The sequence below is a fragment of the Stenotrophomonas sp. BIO128-Bstrain genome (assembly GCF_030128875.1).
In the GTDB taxonomy this organism is placed as follows: Bacteria; Pseudomonadota; Gammaproteobacteria; order Xanthomonadales; family Xanthomonadaceae; genus Stenotrophomonas; species Stenotrophomonas bentonitica_A.
On record NZ_CP124620.1, the window covers coordinates 4356690 to 4375004 of the forward strand.

At 67.0% G+C, this 18315-nt stretch carries 17 protein-coding genes and 1 tRNA gene; 10 read left to right on the forward strand and 8 right to left on the reverse strand.

Annotated elements, in window-relative coordinates:
- Positions 1-104 precede the first annotated feature (104 nt).
- On the forward strand, positions 105-1412 hold the full coding sequence (locus tag POS15_RS19795) for an O-antigen ligase (RefSeq protein WP_284128731.1): 1308 nt from the start codon (positions 105-107) through the stop codon (positions 1410-1412).
- Here POS15_RS19795 and POS15_RS19800 read toward each other — a convergent pair.
- On the reverse strand, positions 1397-2215 hold the full coding sequence (locus POS15_RS19800) for a glycosyltransferase family 2 protein (RefSeq protein WP_070472087.1): 819 nt from the start codon (positions 2213-2215) through the stop codon (positions 1397-1399). The genes POS15_RS19795 and POS15_RS19800 overlap by 16 nt on opposite strands.
- Between POS15_RS19800 and POS15_RS19805 the strand changes: the two genes are divergently transcribed.
- Positions 2214-3272: a CDP-glycerol glycerophosphotransferase family protein gene (locus POS15_RS19805; protein WP_070472083.1), complete on the forward strand. Its 1059-nt coding sequence runs from the start codon at positions 2214-2216 to the stop codon at positions 3270-3272. The genes POS15_RS19800 and POS15_RS19805 overlap by 2 nt on opposite strands.
- 120 nt (positions 3273-3392) lie before the next feature.
- Here POS15_RS19805 and POS15_RS19810 read toward each other — a convergent pair whose 3' ends face one another.
- The 4 genes from POS15_RS19810 to POS15_RS19825 all read right to left on the reverse strand — a co-directional run bounded on the left by POS15_RS19810 (position 3393) and on the right by POS15_RS19825 (position 7636).
- Complete coding sequence (locus POS15_RS19810) at positions 3393-4910, reverse strand: PH domain-containing protein (RefSeq protein WP_070472080.1); 1518 nt, start codon at positions 4908-4910, stop codon at positions 3393-3395.
- On the reverse strand, positions 4907-5431 hold the full coding sequence (locus tag POS15_RS19815) for a PH domain-containing protein (RefSeq protein WP_019183594.1): 525 nt from the start codon (positions 5429-5431) through the stop codon (positions 4907-4909). Before POS15_RS19815 ends, POS15_RS19810 begins: the two co-directional genes overlap by 4 nt.
- A gap of 85 nt (positions 5432-5516) precedes the next feature.
- Positions 5517-6650 carry a GTP cyclohydrolase II RibA gene (gene ribA / locus POS15_RS19820; protein WP_070472075.1) on the reverse strand — a complete coding sequence of 378 codons (1134 nt, stop codon included), beginning with the start codon at positions 6648-6650 and terminating at the stop codon, positions 5517-5519.
- Positions 6651-6718: 68 nt separating this feature from the next.
- Positions 6719-7636 (reverse strand): lauroyl acyltransferase, encoded by a 918-nt coding sequence (locus tag POS15_RS19825; protein WP_102788572.1) that lies wholly within the window; start codon positions 7634-7636, stop codon positions 6719-6721.
- Between the two features lie 85 nt (positions 7637-7721).
- On the opposite strand from POS15_RS19825, the gene dtd reads away from it, so the two are divergent.
- The 6 genes from dtd to POS15_RS19855 all read left to right on the forward strand — a co-directional run bounded on the left by dtd (position 7722) and on the right by POS15_RS19855 (position 13025).
- Positions 7722-8162, forward strand: coding sequence for a D-aminoacyl-tRNA deacylase (dtd, locus tag POS15_RS19830; RefSeq protein ID WP_070426029.1), 441 nt, complete (start codon positions 7722-7724; stop codon positions 8160-8162).
- Positions 8163-8252: 90 nt separating this feature from the next.
- Positions 8253-10100 carry an RNA polymerase sigma factor RpoD gene (rpoD, locus tag POS15_RS19835; RefSeq protein ID WP_019183598.1) on the forward strand — a complete coding sequence of 616 codons (1848 nt, stop codon included), beginning with the start codon at positions 8253-8255 and terminating at the stop codon, positions 10098-10100.
- Positions 10101-10387: 287 nt separating this feature from the next.
- On the forward strand, positions 10388-11788 hold the full coding sequence (gene yjjJ / locus POS15_RS19840) for a type II toxin-antitoxin system HipA family toxin YjjJ (protein WP_083298768.1): 1401 nt from the start codon (positions 10388-10390) through the stop codon (positions 11786-11788).
- A 56-nt stretch (positions 11789-11844) separates the two neighbouring features.
- Positions 11845-11920, forward strand: a tRNA-Ile gene (locus tag POS15_RS19845).
- Positions 11921-12480: 560 nt separating this feature from the next.
- The gene (locus POS15_RS19850; protein ID WP_070471869.1) at positions 12481-12663 is read left to right on the forward strand and encodes a hypothetical protein; all 183 of its coding nucleotides are present in this window, start codon (positions 12481-12483) and stop codon (positions 12661-12663) included.
- An 11-nt stretch (positions 12664-12674) separates the two neighbouring features.
- The gene (locus POS15_RS19855) at positions 12675-13025 is read left to right on the forward strand and encodes an outer membrane protein assembly factor BamE (RefSeq protein ID WP_070471870.1); all 351 of its coding nucleotides are present in this window, start codon (positions 12675-12677) and stop codon (positions 13023-13025) included.
- Between the two features lie 28 nt (positions 13026-13053).
- Here POS15_RS19855 and POS15_RS19860 read toward each other — a convergent pair whose 3' ends face one another.
- Positions 13054-13575 carry a hypothetical protein gene (locus POS15_RS19860; RefSeq protein WP_070471871.1) on the reverse strand — a complete coding sequence of 174 codons (522 nt, stop codon included), beginning with the start codon at positions 13573-13575 and terminating at the stop codon, positions 13054-13056.
- 110 nt (positions 13576-13685) lie between these two features.
- Positions 13686-13808 (reverse strand): hypothetical protein, encoded by a 123-nt coding sequence (locus POS15_RS19865; RefSeq protein WP_259462124.1) that lies wholly within the window; start codon positions 13806-13808, stop codon positions 13686-13688.
- Between the two features lie 193 nt (positions 13809-14001).
- Between POS15_RS19865 and POS15_RS19870 the strand changes: the two genes are divergently transcribed.
- Positions 14002-15051 (forward strand): DUF5694 domain-containing protein, encoded by a 1050-nt coding sequence (locus POS15_RS19870; protein WP_284128732.1) that lies wholly within the window; start codon positions 14002-14004, stop codon positions 15049-15051.
- 32 nt (positions 15052-15083) lie between these two features.
- On the opposite strand, the gene POS15_RS19875 is transcribed toward POS15_RS19870, so the two are convergent.
- Positions 15084-17285, reverse strand: a complete 2202-nt coding sequence (locus tag POS15_RS19875; protein ID WP_284128733.1) for a TonB-dependent receptor — start codon at positions 17283-17285, stop codon at positions 15084-15086.
- A gap of 121 nt (positions 17286-17406) precedes the next feature.
- Here POS15_RS19875 and POS15_RS19880 point away from each other — a divergent pair, with 121 nt between their 5' ends.
- Entirely contained in the window at positions 17407-18291 is an 885-nt protein-coding gene (locus tag POS15_RS19880; protein WP_070471874.1) for an AraC family transcriptional regulator, read from the forward strand.
- Positions 18292-18315: the final 24 nt, after the last annotated feature.

Sequence of the window (18315 nt, forward strand, 5' to 3'; positions counted from 1 at the left end):
ACTGCTGGCGGCCTGCTCGGGCCGGAACCGCAGGACCGTGGGCGCCGGTCGCGTCCAGTGCAGTCACGGGCCTGCGTGCCTGCGTGTGGCGATCGAGGTTGGCAATGACGTTTTCCCGTGGATCCGAGCCGGCCACGCCTGTTTCCCTGCCGCCGCTGCAGGGGCGTGCCGGCGTGGCGCACTGGATCGCCACCGTGGGCCTGTTCTGCATGCCCGCCCTGGTGCTGACCCTGCCGCAGAATCTGCTGCCCTACGGCATCCTTCTGCTGCTGAGCACGCTGCTGGCGCCGGACTATCTGTGGCGCGCACGTGGCCTGGCCGGGCGGCCGGTGAAAGTGCTGGCCTGGCTGGTGGTGGCCGCAATCGCCTTCGCGCTGCTCTCGATCCATCTGTTCGAGCAGGGGCTGCGCGATATCGACAACCGGTCGCGGTTCGTCGTGATCCCGTGGATCGCCTTGTGGGTGTGTGCCTTGCGGCCGGATATCCGCTGGCTGTGGGCAGGCGCCCTGGCCGGCCTGCTCGGCACGATGGTGCTGTCGATCCTGCAGGTGGCCGGGGGCGCGCCGCGTGCCGACCTGAGCACCAATGCGATCGTGCTGGCCGACATCGTGCTGGTGCTGATGGTGCTGCTGGTCTTCTGCCGGCCACACCAGCGCTGGACCTGGGTGATCGTGGGCATGGTCGCCGGCTGCGTGACCATCGTGCTCAGCGGCAGCCGCGGGGTCTGGCTGGCGCTGCTGGCGCTGCTGGTGGTGATGGCGATGAGCCTGCGCTGGCGCACCGGGCGTGCGCGCCTGGGCGTGCTGCTGGCACTGGTGGCGATCGCCGGCACCTTGACCCTGACCATCCCGAGCCTGCGCGAGCAGGTCCGCCTGACCGAGCTCAAGCACGACGTGGTGCGGATGGAGCGCGGCGACAGCGACTCGTCCGCCGGAGCGCGCGTGGAGCGGCTGCAGGTGGCCTATGAAACCTTCCTCGACCATCCCCTGACGGGGGTGGGCATCGGCCATTTCGACAGCGCCATGCAGCGCCTGCCGGTGTGCCGGGATGATCCGAGTGAGCAGCGCTGCCACCTGGGCCATGCGCACAACGATCTGGCCGAATGGGCCGCGACCCAGGGCGCCCCGGGCCTGCTGTTGCTGCTGGCGATCTATGGCGTGCCGCTGTGGGTGTTCACCGGTCTGCACCGGCGCAGCGGCGAGCAGACCTTCCGTGGCCCGGCCGCCGCCGGGATCATGGTGGTGGTGACCTATGTGCTGTGCGGGATCACCCAGTCGATGTTCGCGCACCAGATCACGGCCAGCTTCTACGTCACCATCGTCGGCCTGCTGGCCGGGTTGTCGATCGTCCAGGGCAATACCCGGCGCCTGGCGTTGGCGCGGGCCCAGGCCCAGGCTCAGGCGTCGGGCTGATTCCGCGGCGGGTCGGTGACCGGCTGCCCGTTCTGCAGCATCCACAGCATGATGGTCTTCTGGCGCACGTAGTTGGCGCGCACATAGGCGTAGACCAGCCCGTGCCAGCCATCGCGGAAGCCGCCGCGCAGCAGCAGCCCGCGCCAGAACCGCCACGCCGGCGCCAGGATCAGCTTGGGCAGGGTGGCGCGCTTGCCCCGCGCGAACTCGTGCTCGGCCATCATCCGCGCGTAGCGCTGGGTCTTGAGCAGCTGCTGTTCCAGCGAGCGGTAGGGGTAATGGATCAGATCACCACGCAGGGTGCCCACCGCGCCATCCACGCTGGCCGCCTCATGGATCTCGCGCTTGCCGCGCCAGCCGCCATGGCGGCGGTCGAACAGGCGCAGGACCCGGTCCGGGTAGGCATTGCCATGCTTCAGGAACTTGCCGAAATACGCGGACAACCGCGCGAAACGGTAGCCGTGGTGGCCGGCGAAGCCGGCAGCCTGCGCGGTCAGGATCGCCTCGCGCAGGGCGTCGCTGATGCGCTCGTCGGCATCCAGGCACAGCACCCAGTCGTGGGTGGCCTGCTCGACGCAGAACGCCTTCTGGCTGCGGAACCCATCGAACCGGCGCTGCAGCGCCCGCGCCCCGGCCGCCGTCGCGATCGCCACCGTGGCGTCGGTCGATTGCGAGTCCACCACGACGATCTCGTCGCAGAAGGCCAATGAGGCCAGACAGTCGCCGATGCGGTCGGCTTCATTGAACGCGATAATGCAGGCCGAAATGCGAGGCCGTTCAGTGGGAGCGGTCGAGGAGGACATGATGGCCGAGTACCTGCTGTTTGCGACGGAGCGTTATGCGCTGCCCATTCTCGCCCCTCTGGCGCAGGCGTTGCACGCATCCGGTCAATCGGTGTCGGCCTGGTTCGCCGATGGCGCCGCCGGCGCATCGCTGCCCGGCGTGCCCAACGTCGGCCTGAAAGAGGCGCTGGCGCTGCGCCCACGTGCGGTGTTCAGTGCCGCCAACTGGGTGCCGCCGTTCATCGCCGGGGCCAAGGTGCAGGTGTTCCACGGTTTCAACGTGCAGAAGCGCGACAGCGCCCGTGGCCACTTCCGGGTGCGGGGACTGTTCGATCTGTACTGCACCCAGGGCCCGGCCACGACCGCCCCGTTCCGCGAGCTGGCCGCGCGCGAGGGCCACTTCGCCGTGGCCGAGACCGGCTGGCCCAAGCTGGACCCGCTGTTCCGCGATGACGGCGGCCTGAGCGCGGGATTGCGCGTGCCGGCCCAGGGCCGCCCGGTGATCCTGTTCGGTTCGACCTTCACCGAGCGCTTGAGCGCGGCGCCACACCTGTACGACCAGATCGCGGCCGACATCGCCCGCGGCGATCACTACTGGCTGCTGACCCTGCACCCCAAGTGCGCGCCGGAGCTGTTCGATCGCTACCGCGCGCTGGCTGGCCCGCATGCGCGCTTCATCGAGCCCGAACAGGTGATGGCCGCGCAGCGCGCCGCCGATGTGCTGGTCTCGGACACCTCCTCGATCGTGTCCGAGTTCATCGTGCAGCACAAACCCGTGGTCACCTTCCGCAACCGGGTGCCGCAGCCACACATGATCGATTTCGACGACGCCACGCAGCTGCCCGCGATGCTGGCCCAGGCGTTGGATCCGGCGCCGGCGTTGATGGCCGAGATCCGGCGCTACGCCGATACCATCCACCCGTTCCGCGATGGCTATTCCTCCGAGCGGGTGATCGCCGCGACCGAGGATTTCCTGTCCGGCGAACTCGGCACGCTCAAGCGCAAACCGTTCGGTGCGTGGACGCGCGGCCTGCAGATCCGCAGGGATCTCGGGTATTGGGGACCGGCCAAGCGCTGAAGCATCCTTGGCGATGCCGGTCGGGTTAGGGCGAGCCGGCGAGCAGCCGACAGCACCGGGATGCACCCCCTGCGTGGACGGTGTTCATCCGGTCGGTCCACGCCGTGCGTGGAGGCTCGTCTACCAGCGCAGGCGGCGCTTGGCCAACGCCCGGCCCAGCTGCTCGTACACCGCGCGTGCTTCGGCCTCCGGCAGGTACTGCAGCACCAGCGGCGTGCCCATGCCCGCGCCGGCGGTATCCAGCCACACGCTGGCCGTGCCCAGCCGGCGGTCCAGCGGCGAGCGGGTCAGACGCAGCGCCTGCAGCTTGTCCAGCTCTGCAAAGCGCCACCAGCGCTGCCACCAGCCGCCACGCACGGCCACGTAGTCGTCATCCAGGTGATAGCCGATGCGGTCCATCTGCCGGTGCGCGCGGAATGCCGACCACGGCAACCACAGCAGCAACAGCGCGCCCCACGGACCGCCGTACCAGATCGCGCCCGCGCTCAGCAGCGGAACCACGCACAGCGCGCCCAGGCACAGCCGCCACCAGCCGCGCCTCTGAACCGGCTGCCAGCGCGCCGGCGGCCACTGCAGGTGTGGCAGCAGATGCTGGACCAGCCCATCGCACACGGCCGGCGTCGCCAGCGGCGCGAGTTCGCGCAGGTCACGCCGCTCGCCTTCGCCGGGGTTGCCGGCCGCGATATCGATGCGCAGTTGGCGGCGCTGGAACCAGCGCTGCAGGGCCGTCTCGCGCAGCGTCCAGGCCTGGATCCGGCGCCGCGCCACGCTGGTGCGCATCCGCGTCAACAGTCCGCTGGCCACGGTCAGCCGACGCTCGTGCTCACTGAGCCGGAAACCGTAATAGCGCAGCAGCGCGAGCACCACCGAGAGCACCCGCAGCAGCACCCAGAAACCGGCCACGGCCAGCACTGCGGCAATCGCCCAGAGCCACATGCCAGGGTGCAGGTGGCTGGCATAGCCGAAGGCCTGGCGCCCGCCTGCTTCGATCACATCGGACACGCTGCCACGCGGGAACAATTGCAGCATCGCACCCAGCACCGCCACCACCACGACCCAGCCGCGGTTGGACAACAGCCCGATGCTGATGACCTCGCCGGGGCCCAGCGCCAGCAGCACGTCCTCGGCAGGCTCGGCAAGCGCCGCCTCGCCCCCGGCCGCGGCCGGCGCTGCCTGGCCACGCTGGCGGACCAGCCGCTCCAGTGCGAGCGCCTGGTCCAGCTTGAGCACCCGCATTTCTGCCTCGGGTCGGTTGCCGCCGGCCGATTCCAGCTTCAGCTCGGCCACCCCGAACAGGCGGTGCAACGGGTTCTGGTGCACCACCACGTTGTGGATGCGGGCGAAGGGAATCTCGCGGCGATTGCGCGCGAACACGCCGCTGCGCACCGTGATTGCCGTCGCCCCGATCCGGTAGCGGTAAGTGAGGTACTGCAGCACCGAGTACGCCACCAGCACCACCACGGCGATCACCGGGCCGATCGACAACCAGAACTCATCGCGGTCGCCGCGCTGGCCGAACACCACCAGCGCGATCAACGGCACCAGGCCCTGGCGCAGCTGCATCAGCAGTACGAACAGCCACGACCAGGGATGCAGCCGCTGCTCCGGCGCGGCATCAAGCGGCGGCGGAATACTCACAGGGCGTCGTCGTCCTGGTCCAGCTGGTGCGCCAGGGTATCGCGCAGGCGCTCGGCATCGGCGCTGTCCAGGCCACTGAGTGTGACCGCGCTGAAGCGGCTGCCGGCGGTATGCACGACCAGCGTGCTCAACCCGGCGCTGCGTTCGATCGGGCCACGCCGCAGATCCAGGTGCTGCACGCGCGAGGTCGGTACGCGGGTTTCGTTCTGCCAGAGCAGGTCACGGCGCAGCCCGAGCCCTTGGGCATCAAGCCGCCAATAGGTGCGGCGCTGGCGGCGGAAGGCGAGCGCGGCACCGATCAGTGCGCCCAGCAGCACCACGCCGGCCGCGCCCCACCAGCGCCCCGGCAGATCGAACACCACCCACAGCGCACCGAACGCACCGCCGATCAGCAGCGCGCCGGCGATCGCGCCACCGAAGGCGGCCAGCGAGGCCGAACGCAGCGGCAGCGGTTGCCAGTCCGGCGCGGCGGGCGACGGCGGCAGGGGCGGCGGCACGGGAGTGTCGAGGAGATCGGACAAGGCAGGGCGCTCGGCTGGAAACGGGCCGGGCGCATGCGTGCAGGTGCAACCGCCCGTGGCGCAGACGGTAGCAGGTTGCCGTGGGCTATTGCGCGGCCTGGATCAGCGCATCCACATCGAGCAGGTGGCCGGCGCGTTCGGCCTTGGTGCGCAGGTACTGTTCGTTCTCGGCGGTGATGTCGCCGGTGACCGGCACGCAATCGACCACGTCGATGCCGGCATTGCGCAGGCGCTGGGCCTTGGTGGGGTTGTTGCTGAGCAATTGCACGCGGGTCACGCCCAGGCCCTGCAGCATCGCCACGGCACTGCCGTACCGGCGCTCGTCGGCACCAAAACCAAGCTGCGCATCGGCGTCGATCGTATCCAGCCCATCGTGCTGGTAACCGTAGGCGCGCATCTTCGCGGCGATGCCGGTGCCACGGCCTTCCTGGTCCAGGTACAGCAGTACGCCGCCACCAAGCTCCTTGAGCTTGCGCAGGCCACGCCGCAGCTGGTCGCCACAGTCGCACTTGAGCGAGCCGAACAGATCGCCGGTCAGGCAGGAGGAGTGCACGCGCACCGGCACCACGGCGGACAGGTCCGGCGTGCCGACGATGATCGCGACCTGGTCGCGCTGGGCCACGCCACCGCGGAACACCGCGAATTCGGTCATGCCGACCTCGCGCAGCGGGACCGGCGAGCGGGCCACCAGCTCATAGGCGTGCGCGGCCTGCTCGGCGCCCTGGCTCAGGTCGCACAGCGAGACCTGGGCGCAGCCGTCGAAGCGGCGGTCATCGGAGTTCAACAGCACCCCGACCATCGCCGGCAGCAGCAGGCCTAGGCGGGCAATCTCCACCGCGCCATCGTCCAGCGCTTCACCGCCGGTCCAGCCGGGCGGCATTGCGCCGGGATCGCGCAGGTAGCTGAGCGAGGGCAGTGCATCGAAGTCGATGCCGGCCAGCGGCACGCGCGCGCCACGTTCGGCACTGACGCCGAGCACGCGTGCGCGGGTGGAGGTGAGGAACAGGTAGTGGCGATCTTCCGCGGCGGCGGCGAAGGCGGTGAAGCTGGTGCGGGTGCTGCTGTCCAGCGCGATGAAGGCCAGGCGCAGGCCGTGGCCATCGTCGATCACCACCGGGCGACCGGCGCGCAGTTCGGCCACCGCGCGCTCGCAGCGGATCGCGGCCGGGTCGCCGAACAGGGAAGAAGCAGAAGACATGGCAGGGGCCGTGGGGGACATCGTGGTTTCCACAGTGGGGACGGAAAGCGCCGATTCAATCGCGCCAAGGGCGCGACGCTGCGTCGCAGTCAGTGCGGATGGTCCTCGGTGGCGTAGGGATCGTCCTCGCCGCTCTGCGGTGGACGCAGCGTATAGCGCTTGTAGGTCCACTGATACTGCGCCGGATCGCGCCGGGCGATGCGTTCGATCCCGGCATTGAGGGCGCTGGCGGCGGTACGCGGGTCGGGATCGGCCACGGCCGGCGGAGCGGCCTCGATGTGCAGCGCGAAGTCCATGTCCGGGCCGATCCGCTCGCACCAGCCGTACAGCACGGTCGCGCCGGTGCGCTCGGCCAGCCGGTTGACCAGGGTCATCGTCAGCGCCTCCACCCCGAAGAACGGCGCGAACACCCCGTCGCCGGCCTTGGGCTGCTGGTCGGGCAGGATGCCGGTGGCGCCGCCGTCCTTGAGCACCTTGAACAGCTGGCGCACGGCCGGGCCCTCGGCCCGGACCTGCTGGACGTTGTCGCCGCCACGGACCAGCTGCAGGAAGGCATCGCCCACCGCTTCATCCGGGGCCTTGTAGACGATCGCGATCGGGCCGCGCGAGGCCAGCCACTGGTTGAGCAGCTCCCAGTTGCCGTAGTGCGGGGCGGCCACGATCACGCCGTTGCCGGCAGCCAGGGCGGCGTCGTACAGCGCCTCACCGTGGCGCTCGGTGAGCCGGGCCAGGTTGCGCTCGCGCGGCTGGGTCCACAGGCGAAGGGTTTCGATCGCTTGCAGCGCGGTGGAGCGCAGCACGTTCCTGTGCAGCGCCGCGCGTTCGGTATCGCTGAGTTCGGGGTAGGCCAGCTCAAGGTTGCGGCGGGTGACGCGGCTCTCACGGGCGTTGAGACGGATCCACAGCCAGGCCAGCAGCGTCGCGACGGCACGCAGCCAGGACCAGGGCAGGCGGGTGAACAGGGCAGCGGCGCGGTACGCCAGGCGGGCAGTGGTGTGCGGTTTCATCGCTGCGAAGTCTAGCCGCTGGCGGCCAGCCTGTCGGCGCGCGGGCGCGTTAAGGTAGGCCGCCTTCAGTTGCGGAGCCCTGCCGATGCTTGTCCTGATCCAGCGCGTGAGCCAAGCCAGCGTCCATGTCGAGCAGGCCGTCGTGGGCCAGATCGGGCCCGGCCTGCTGGCCCTGGTGGGCATGGAGCCGGGCGACACCGAGGCCCAGATCACCCGGATGGCCGATCGCCTGCTTGGTTACCGTGTCTTTGGCGATGAGACCGGAAAAATGAACCGGTCGCTGCGCGACACCGGCGGCGGATTGCTGCTGGTCAGCCAATTCACCCTGGCGGCCGATACATCCAGCGGGATGCGGCCGGGCTTCAGTACCGCCGCGCCGCCGGCGGAGGCTGAACGCGGATTCAATCGACTGGTCGATATCTGCAGACAAAAACATGCCCCGGGGGTGGAAACCGGCCAGTTTGGTGCCCATATGGTTGTCAGCCTGGTCAACGATGGTCCCGTGACCTTCCTGCTCAGACCCTAGCCCCCGGGACCACCGCCCGGGAACGCGGGGCGCCGGGCTGGTATAATGCTAGGTTCTATTCCCTCTCCCAGCCGGTGGCGCGAGCACTACATGGCCAACGAACGTCCTGCCCAGCAAAACGACATCAAGCTTCTGATCAGCAAGGGCCTGGAACAGGGCTACCTGACCTACGCCGAAGTCAATGACCATCTGCCCGACGACATCGTCGACCCGGAGCAGATCGAAGATATCATCGGCATGATCAACGGCATGGGCATTGATGTCCATGAAGTTGCTCCCGATGCAGAAACCCTGTTGCTCAACGATGGCAACACCGGCAACCGCGAAGTCGATGACACCGCGGCCGAAGAAGCCGCCGCCGCGCTGAGCGCGCTCGACACCGAAGGTGGCCGCACCACCGACCCGGTGCGCATGTACATGCGCGAAATGGGTACCGTCGAGCTGCTGACCCGCGAAGGCGAAATCGCCATCGCCAAGCGCATCGAAGAAGGCCTGGGCCAGGTCCAGGCCGCACTCGGTACCTTCCCGGTATCGGTGGAATCGCTGCTGGCCGACTACGACGCGCACAAGGAAGGCAAGAAGCGCCTGGCCGAAGTGATCGTCGGCTTCAACGATCTGGTCGAAGAAGTCCCGGCCCCGGCCGTGGCCGAAGACACCAGCGATGAGGCTGACGAAGACGCCGATGAAGACGACGACGGCGACGACGTCGAGGAAGAGGCCGGCCCGACCGGTCCGGATCCGGAAGAAGTCGCACGCCGCATGCAGGCCCTGAGCGATGCGTACACCGCGTTCAAGAAGGCCGCTGCCAAGGGCGACCGCAAGCCGCTGGCCAAGCTGCGCGACGACATGGCCGCCGTGTTCGTGACCCTGAAGCTGCCGTTGCCGCTGACCGATGTGCTGGTCAAGCAGCTGCGCGACGTCATGGCCTCGATCAAGTCCCACGAACGCCGCGTGCTGAACCTGGCGACCGTGACCGCGCGCATGCCGCGCAAGGACTTCATCCGCTCGTGGGAAGGCAACCAGACCAACCTGGAGTGGGTGGAAGACGCACTGAAGCGCAAGCAGAAGTGGTCCTCGGCCCTGCGTGACGTGAAGGACCAGATCATCGCCGAACAGCAGGCGACGATCGACATCGAGAAGACCACCTGGCTGGAACTGGACGAGCTGAAGGAAATCAGCCGCGCCATGGCCTACGGTGAAGCGCGTGCGCGCAAGGCCAAGAAGGAAATGGTCGAAGCCAACCTGCGCCTGGTCATCTCGATCGCCAAGAAGTACACCAACCGCGGCTTGCAGTTCCTCGACCTCATCCAGGAAGGCAACATCGGCCTGATGAAGGCCGTGGACAAGTTCGAATACCGCCGTGGTTACAAGTTCTCCACGTATGCGACCTGGTGGATCCGCCAGGCCATCACCCGTTCGATCGCCGATCAGGCGCGCACCATCCGTATCCCGGTGCACATGATCGAGACGATCAACAAGTTGAACCGCATTTCCCGTCAGATGCTCCAGCAGTATGGCCGCGAGGCTACGCCGGAGGAGCTGGCCAAGGAAATGGACATGCCGGAAGACAAGATCCGCAAGGTGATGAAGATCGCCAAGGAGCCGATCTCGATGGAAACCCCGATCGGCGACGACGAGGATTCCCATCTGGGCGACTTCATCGAGGACACCAACGTGGAGTCCCCGATCGAGAACACCACCAACATCAACTTGTCTGAAACCGTGCGTGACGTGCTGGCCGGCCTCACCCCGAGGGAAGCCAAGGTGCTGCGCATGCGCTTCGGCATCGACATGAACACTGACCACACCCTCGAGGAAGTGGGCAAGCAGTTCGACGTCACCCGCGAGCGTATCCGCCAGATCGAAGCGAAGGCGCTGCGCAAGCTGCGTCATCCGAGCCGGTCCGAGCAGCTGCGCAGTTTCCTGGATATCGATTGATCGATACCGGCGCATCGCGTTGAAACCCGACAGACCCCGCGCAAGCGGGGTTTGTTTTTTTGGGGCGGGTGGCGGCGCAGCGGATGGAGCGGATGTTCGAAGGGGTGGGGGATCGCTGGGCTGATCGCGTGATTTCGTTGCGTGTTTCGTAACTTAATTACGGATGTTTTTTCGGTGTTCTCCGCGGTGATGGTATTTTAATCAATGGCTTATGAGTTTAATGGGGTTGCGGTTCGCCGAAGATTGGCGTATAGATTCGTAACTTAACTCGTCCCGAAACTCAGGCCATGGCCCGTCCCCGTACCGTCCAGCTCCAGACGCTGTTCGACAACCTGCCTGCTGGCGAGGTCGTCTCAGCTGCCGATCTCGTCGATCGCCTGGGGGTTACCCGGACAACGTTGAGTCGTCTTGTCGCCGAGGCCGGGGACCGCCTGGTGCGACTTGGCCGCACCCGCGCCACGGCCTATGCCATCCGTCAGCAGACCGCCGCGGGCAGCGAGTGGCCGCTGTTCCGGCTGGGGCCGGACGCCACCCTTGAAGAACTGGGCACGGTCGTGGCACTCACGGGCGAGACCTTCCACGTGGCGACCACCGCCGCACGCCCCAATCTGACCCGTTCGCCAGACGAGACCGTCGATGGCCACTTCCCGGGGCTGCCGTGGTACCTGGACGACCTGCGGCCACAGGGTTTTCTCGGGCGTACGTTCGCGCATCGTCGCGGGCGTGACCTGGGCGTCCCCGACGACCTCAATCGATGGCAATTGGGTGACACGCTACAGGCGCTGGTGCGTGCAGGCGGCACCGAGATCGGTGATCTCCTGCTGGGCGGCGATGCCGTGCAGATGGCGTTGCGCGCGCTCGATGCGCCTGGCGATCATGTCCTGGCCGGGCAGCGCGCACGTCGTTATCCCGAGCGCGCGGCGGCGGCACTGGAAGGCGAAGACGTCGGATCGTCGCCGGGTGGCGAGCAACCGAAGTTCACTGCCACGGTGGAGCATGAGGGAGGGCGCTATGCGGCGCTGGTGAAGTTCGCGCAGCCCACCGCAGGCGAGGCCGCAGAACGCTGGGCAGACCTGCTGGTCTGCGAGCACCTCGCCCTGCAGTGCCTGCGCGACGCCGGCGTGCCGGCAGCAGCGTCCGAGATCCTCCAGACCGACACGCACACGTTCCTGGAAGTGCAGCGCTTCGACCGCACTGTCGACGTGCTCGGCCGGCGTGGCTTCGTCTCGCTGCTGGCGCTGTCCTCGGCCTTCGCTGGTGACGTGACCGTGGACTGGGGGACCGCCGCCGACGCGCTGCTGACGCAGGGCTGGGTCGATCGCGACACGCAGGCCGCGATGGGAAGGCTGCACGCGTTCGGCCGGCTGATCGGCAACAGCGACATGCATCAGGGCAATCTGGGTTTCCACCTGGTCGATCGCGGCCCGCTGCCGTTGGCGCCCGCGTATGACATGTTGCCGATGTCATTGGCACCCTCGCGCACAGGCGTGCTGCGTGCGGCTACGCCGCTCGCCTCCATCGCGCCGGAGCGCAGCGGCCAGCTCGCGCACCTGCACTGGGCAGCGCCGCTGGCGGTGGACTACTGGCAGCGCGTGGCGGGTTCGGCGCTGCTGCGCTCGGGCGGGCTGCGTGAGCTGGCGGCGGAGAATGCGCGTCGGGTGCAGGCGATGGGGCAGCGTTTTGGCTGATGTGAGGGTTGCAGTGGAAAGCGCCTACAGGCCTCCACTACACTGTGCGGCCGCAAGGGCCTATAGCTCAACGGTTAGAGCAGAGGACTCATAATCCTTTGGTTCCAGGTTCGAATCCTGGTGGGCCCACCAATTCAACCGGGGTGCGGTAGTTCTCGTTGTCTTCGCCATCCTTGGCGGGTTTTTCGTCTGCGTTGCGGACGTTGTCTCTTCCGTCTTGACGGTCTTCCTCGCGCCGGCCGCTCCTGAGCAGTCTTGCCACTGCCACTGCCGTTGCCAGTGCCGCTGCGGCTGCCGCTGCCGCTCGTCGGAGGATTCATCTGATCAACTCCCACCAAACAGTGCTCAGCGGTAACTCTGGCGCAAAGTGATTTTCTCGCTCTGTCGTAGTGATCGGCCGGCACCAGAAACGTCTATTGCCTAGTGCGTACAGCGCAGCTGGGATCGCATGGAAGAAGGCGCCCTCATGGCGTCTGCGCTTGAGCAACAATAGGAATATACAAAAACAGAAATGCCGCGCATTCTGTTTTTGTTAAGTGCGCGTCAACTATCGTTCCGCCCCGTTTGACGGCGCCATGAGTGGCTTTGCCGATTTCGCGATGTGGTTTTGCGCATCGCTTCCTGTGCGCGTGGCGGTAGTGCAGCGCAGTTTTCCATCGGCCATATGTGGTGGCTGTCAAAGAGGTTGATTCATGAAGTTTCTCACTATCCCGGCAGCCCTTGCCGCGACATTGCTTGTGTCCGGTTGCACAACCAGCAGCTGGATCCAGGCGGCCGGTGGCGTGATGCAGGCAAAGGATGACTATGACAAGCAGGCGCGCAACCAGCGCATCCGCGACGCCAACGCGGCGGCAGCGCGTGCGCGCCGGCAGTGAGCGCCGCCCCCATGACCAAGGCGATCCTGCTGGCGTGTGGTGTCTGCGCGGGTCTGTCCGCATGCATGCCCAGCGTTCTTCAATATGACCGCGGCAATCCGGTCGTGATCAGTTCGCTGCAGCAGGGGGCGACCCGCGAGTCAGTCCTGAGCGCCGCGGGACGGCCGCTGGATGCAATGGTGGTGCCCGGCATCAACGGCGTCTGCTACAACTATCTCCTGCGCAACCGCGGCAACACCTCGCCCTACTATGTGGTCTTCAACGCGCAGGGGCGCGTCGTCAACGCAGGCTATATCGCCTGCGAGAAGGCTCTCGCCGCGGGGTACCTGGATTCCAGTGAGCCAATCAAGCCGCGCTACTGATTGAACGACAACGCGATGCGCACGCGCGTCATCGCAACAGCGATGGCGCTTGGTCGATCCGCCACGCACCATTCAACGCGAGCACCACCGCGAACCTTCCGCACAGCAACACGTCGGCCTCGTTGTTCTCGCGCAGGTAGCGATCCGCCCCCGGCAGCATGAGTACCTCCACATCGCCGATGAAGTCATACCGCTCGTGATGCCGGGCGCGCACCATCACGCGATACGGCCCGCGAAGTGTGCGCACTACCGGCCGGGTTCCTGCGGCCTGCGCCGCCTTGATCAGGTCGATCACGTTGCCGCGCGGCATGCGCCAAACGATGCGCTCGGGTTGGCCGAACCACTCCAGCGCTTTCACCTCGCGGGTGTGCAGTGCGCGCGTGGGTGGCATGCGACCTAATGCCAGTGCTGCGCGGCGGCTGCGCAACGCACTCCACAGCATGCTGCCCACGATGAACAGCGCGGCCGCCATCAGGTACACGAACACCAGCCCGAACCACGGTGAGCTGTTGGGGATACCGAACAGCATGGCAAAGAAGATGAGCAGCATCACCCCCGTGATCCACTCGACCGTGTTGTTTCTTGTCGCCATGCCGGATCCCTTGAGTCACCCCGCAACACCCGGGGAGCCGGCCATTCTGACCCGGCAGGGGGCGCTCGTCAGCGGTTGGGTGACTTCTTTCGCAGGCTGAGGACGACGATGGCGATCACCGCTGCGATGGCGACCGGGATGAGCATCAAGCCGCCGATGATGATCCAGTGGTAGATACTGAAACTGCCCATGCGTAAGACCTTCCGTTGGTTGCTTCAATCCTACTATCTTTGTCCGTAGGCGGCATCGGGAACTGGGTGCTGGAGCCCATAAGCCGGAAAGGACGCTCGCATAACGCCTTTGGACCCCTATGCCATCCGGCACGTGGCCGGCGCCGCATCTGCCTGCTAGAAAGGCTGTCACGGACTTCCCCGGGGGTGATGCATGAAGCAACGCGTGTTGTCGGCCTGCGTGATGGCCCTGATCCCGTTCTGCGCCCAGGCGCAGATCGACCTGGCAAACCTGGACAAGGACATGGTCGGCCCACGCACCGAGGTCCTCGTGCTGGGCAGCGTGCACCTGAGCGAGCACGAGGCCTTCGATCCCAAGGCGCTGGATCCGCTGCTGGACAGGCTGGCGGCCTTCAAGCCCGGCTACATCACCATCGAAGCCATCAGCGGCGAGCAGTGCGATCTGGCCAAGCGCCATGCGGCGGTCTACGGCGATGACTACTGCGCCAGCACGGACACCGCGAAGACGGCCACGGGATTGGAGGTGCCGGCGGCGATCGTACAGGTCAACAGGACGTTGGCGGCCTGGCCGGCTGCCCCCACCGCCGCGCAGCCTCGCCAACTGGCCGCCCTGTTCCTTGCCGCTGGCGAACGGGCGTCTGCCTACGTGCAGTGGCTGCAGCTGCCCGTGGCCGAGCGACGCGCGGGCGACGGCCTGGACGGCAGCCTCGTCGAGCTGCTCAAGCAGATTCAAACGCGCAAGAACGAGAGCTACCAGATCGCTGCGGTCCTGGCCGCGCGGCTCGGTCTGCAGCGCGTGTACGCCGTCGACGACCATACCGGTGACAATCACCAGATCGCCGACCGCAAGGCGTTCAGCGCCGCGCTCCAGCAGGCGTGGAGTGGGTATGGCCCCACGTTCGATGCCATGACGGAACGCGAAGCGGCCTTCATCGCGTCCAACGATCTGCTCTCGCTGTATCGCAGCGTCAACGATCCCGCGGCGCTGCAGGTGCTCGCCGAGTCCAACGTGCGCCCGACACTGGCCGCCGTGTCACCGCAGCACTACCCCCAGATCTGGGTGCAGGGCTGGGAAATCCGCAATCTGCGCATGGTCGCCAACATTCTCGAGGTTGTGCGTGACCACCCCGGCTCCCGCGTCCTGTCCATCGTCGGTGCCTCGCACAAGCCGTGGTTCGATGGCTGGCTGGGGCAGGTCTCGGGGGTGGATATCGTGGACACGCAGGAAGTGCTAAAGGAGTAGGAGGGCACCGCCCGCAGCGCCCTCCACCTGCCTCAGAACCGATAGCCGACTTCCGCACCGACGATGCGCGGGCGGTCGATGGGACCGTAGTAGTTGCCGTCACGGCCGAACGCCAGGTTGTCGAAGATCAACCCGTTGATGCGTCGCTTGTTGGTCAGGTTGTCGACGTACACGCGCGTGCTCCACGGTCCGGTTTCATAACCGAGCTGCACGCCGAGGATGGCCACAGCCGGCTGGTAGGCGCGATTGCGTTCGTCCAGCGCCATGCGGCCATTGAACGATGACTCCACGCGCGCGAACAGCCCGGAGCGGTGCTGGTAGCGTGCGGCAAGATACGCCGTGTACTGCGGAGTGAGTTTGACGTCGTTGCCGGCCAGGCTTTCATTGGCGCCGACGAACAGCTTGCGGTACTCGGCGTCCACGTAGCCCGCGTTGGCGGTCAACGTCAGGCCGGGCAGGACCTCCAGCGCGCCTTCCAGCTCCACGCCGCGCGAGCGGATGCACGCATCCGAGCCTACGTAGTCGGAGGAGATCGGCCGGCCGTTGGCATCGGTGGCCAGCTGGATTTCCTGCCAGTTGTCCGAGGTGATGTGGAACACCGCGCCACCGATATGCCCCCGCCCGCCGAGCACGTTCATCTTGAAGCCGAGCTCGTGGCTCCACATCATTTCCGATTCGTAGCGCAGCACTTTGTCGTTGACGACGTCACTCTGCGCGGCCGCCAGATTGAAGCCGCCCGGAATGTAGCCCTTGGCGGATGCGGCGTAGAACGAGAGCGTGTCGCTGGCGTCGTAGCGCAGTGACACGCGTGGCAGCGTGGCAGTGAAGGTGTGTGCGAGCTCGGCATCGCGATAGAACACCAGGCCGCCCGGGCCCAGATCGAGCGTGCCTTCGCGCTGGCGGGTGGAGCGCTTGGCCTGCTCATGGCGCAGGCCAACGCTGGCGGTCAGTTTCGGCAGCGAGGGTGGGGTGTAGCTGGCCGTGCCGAACACGCTGTAGTCCTGGCCATCCGAGCCCTGCAGCGGAGCGAGGTCATAGCTGCCTAGGCCGCGCAACGGCGGGCCGACCAGCGTGCCCAGGATGGAGTCCTTGTGGTGCCGGTAGGTGGAGATGCCGGCGATGTAGGTCAGGGCCTGATCGCTGGGGGAGCTGAAGCGCAGCTCGCCGTTCCAGCTGTGCTGTTTGTCGTAGATGCGGCCGGCCAGCGCGGGTGTGGCGGTCATGTCAAAGTCGTAGCCGGCGGAGGTGTCCTCCTCTTGGCGGTAGGACAGGGCCGCATCCAGAGTGCCGCCGGACAATTGCCATTGCGCGCTGGTGCCGGCGACGGTTTCATTCTTGGTGGTGCGCTTGGGCGCATCGTTGATGTAGGTGAAGTCACCGGTACCACGGCCGCCGTTGTAGAGATCGCCGTAGGTGCGGTTATACAGGCCGACATCCAGCGGCAGATATTCGTACTCGAACATCCCGGGTGCACGCGTGCCCAGGTGATAGGCGATCGCATTGATGGCCAGCGTATCGGTCGGCTCCCAGCGAAGTTTGCCCTGCAGGTAGGTTTCCTGGACCTTGCCTTTTACGCCATTGAAAGGCGTGAGGTTCTTGAGGTGGCTGTCTTCGTCCGAGGCCATGAACGCCATCGAGCCGAACAACCGGTCGCTCTTGCCAAGCGCGCCGCCGAGGAAGCCATCCACGCTGCGGCCATGACCGTTGCTGAAGGAGGTCAGCCCGACATTCACCTCACCTTCGGTCGTCGCCGACGGTGCGCGCGTGCGCACCAGCACCAGGCCGGATTCGCTGTTGGCACCGTACAGCGTGCCCTGTGGCCCGCGCAGGATCTCCACCGACTCGACATGGTTCAACACCGCGTTGCTCAGTTCGCGGAACGGGATGCCGTCGATGTAGACCGAGGCGCGGTTGACCAGAAACGGGTTGGACTCGATGCCGCGGATGGAGATGAACATGTCGCTGAGCTGGCCCATCACGTTGAACTTCACGTTAGGCGCCAGCTTGTCCAGGTCGCGGAACTCGGTGACGTGCGCTTCCTTGAGCGCTTCGCGGTCGAGCACGGTGACCGACATGTCACTCTTGAGGTACGGGGTATCGCGTTTGCTGCCGGTGACCACGATGCCGTCCAGCTCGGTGGCCTTGGCGGGTGGGGTGGACTGGGCCTGGGCGGGCGCACTGGGCAGCAACTGAAGCGCGGCGAGCACGGCGCCGGCAAGTACAGCGTGTTTCACGAGGAGCCTCTGGGGTGGTGGCGCGCACCACGGTGATGGGGAGGAATCGCAAATGTTATTGTGTAACAATGAGGTGCTGCCGCTCCATTCCCGGCAGGGCGGATCCAGAACTGGACACCTGATGACCTGCGCCACTGCCACGCCAGCGACAGCGGTGGCCGCCCGTGTGGCGGCCGAAGCCGGCCGTCCGCTGGACGCCTGCGTCGGCAGCGCCGACGGCTCGGTGCTGATGCTCCGCCATGCGTTTGCGGCGGCGCAGGGCACGATGGGTGAGGGTGGTGCGCTGCGCATCGGGCTGCTCACGGCGGGCGGCGGCACCCTGTATCAGCGCACGGCGCTCGGACGCATCGCGCAGCCCTGGTGCGCAGGCGCGTTCAATGTTGTGTTGCCGGACTGCCCAGGCGAATTCCGCAGCCCAGCGCTGGCGCTGCTGGGCCTGGCCATCGACGCGCGGCATCTGCAGGGGCACGACGTGCGCTTGGAGCAGCTGCATCGCGCAGCATCGGCGCTGCATGGGGACCCGGTGATCGCCTCGGTGATGGGGGCGCTATGGCACTGCGCTGAAGCGCATGCAGGCTCAGCCGCGTTCTTCGAGCACGGTGTCGATCTGGTGCTGAAGCGGTTGGCGGGACTTCCGGTTGCGTCGCCCCCGACGCGACGCGCGTTGTCGCCGGCGCACGTCAAGCGCGTGCAGGAACTGATCGATGCCCATCTCGGCGACGATCTGGGCGTCGCCCGCATGGCGCAGGAAGTCGGGCAGGAAGCCAGTGGCTTCAGTCGTGGCTTCCGGCTGGCGACCGGCATGACGCCCTACGCGTACCTCACCTGGCGCCGGATGGAAGCGGCCAAGCCGATGCTGCTGGCCGGCCGCAGCGTCACCGAGGTCGCCCTGGCGATGGGCTATGCCAACCCCGGCAAGTTCGCCGCGGCGTTCCGGCGGGTGACCGGGCAGCCACCGTCGCGCTGGGCAGGCAACGCGCGAGGTGAACTGGCTGGCCATGTTTGAGGCCATCGGAGGACTGCGCTATCC

Excerpts from the sequence above, each read along its gene's own strand:
- rpoD (WP_019183598.1), top strand. The coding sequence starts at position 8,253 with ATGGCCAACGAACGTCCTGCCCAGCAAAACGACATCAAGCTTCTGATC.
- dtd (WP_070426029.1), top strand. The coding sequence starts at position 7,722 with ATGCTTGTCCTGATCCAGCGCGTGAGCCAAGCCAGCGTCCATGTCGAG.
- POS15_RS19865 (WP_259462124.1), bottom strand. The coding sequence starts at position 13,808 with ATGGGCAGTTTCAGTATCTACCACTGGATCATCATCGGCGGCTTGATG.
- yjjJ (WP_083298768.1), top strand. The coding sequence starts at position 10,388 with ATGGCCCGTCCCCGTACCGTCCAGCTCCAGACGCTGTTCGACAACCTG.
- POS15_RS19860 (WP_070471871.1), bottom strand. The coding sequence starts at position 13,575 with ATGCTGCTCATCTTCTTTGCCATGCTGTTCGGTATCCCCAACAGCTCA.
- POS15_RS19805 (WP_070472083.1), top strand. The coding sequence starts at position 2,214 with ATGATGGCCGAGTACCTGCTGTTTGCGACGGAGCGTTATGCGCTGCCC.
- POS15_RS19870 (WP_284128732.1), top strand. The coding sequence starts at position 14,002 with ATGAAGCAACGCGTGTTGTCGGCCTGCGTGATGGCCCTGATCCCGTTC.
- POS15_RS19800 (WP_070472087.1), bottom strand. The coding sequence starts at position 2,215 with ATGTCCTCCTCGACCGCTCCCACTGAACGGCCTCGCATTTCGGCCTGC.
- POS15_RS19880 (WP_070471874.1), top strand. The coding sequence starts at position 17,407 with ATGACCTGCGCCACTGCCACGCCAGCGACAGCGGTGGCCGCCCGTGTG.
- ribA (WP_070472075.1), bottom strand. The coding sequence starts at position 6,650 with ATGTCCCCCACGGCCCCTGCCATGTCTTCTGCTTCTTCCCTGTTCGGC.
- POS15_RS19855 (WP_070471870.1), top strand. The coding sequence starts at position 12,675 with ATGACCAAGGCGATCCTGCTGGCGTGTGGTGTCTGCGCGGGTCTGTCC.
- POS15_RS19850 (WP_070471869.1), top strand. The coding sequence starts at position 12,481 with ATGAAGTTTCTCACTATCCCGGCAGCCCTTGCCGCGACATTGCTTGTG.
- POS15_RS19825 (WP_102788572.1), bottom strand. The coding sequence starts at position 7,636 with ATGAAACCGCACACCACTGCCCGCCTGGCGTACCGCGCCGCTGCCCTG.
- POS15_RS19795 (WP_284128731.1), top strand. The coding sequence starts at position 105 with ATGACGTTTTCCCGTGGATCCGAGCCGGCCACGCCTGTTTCCCTGCCG.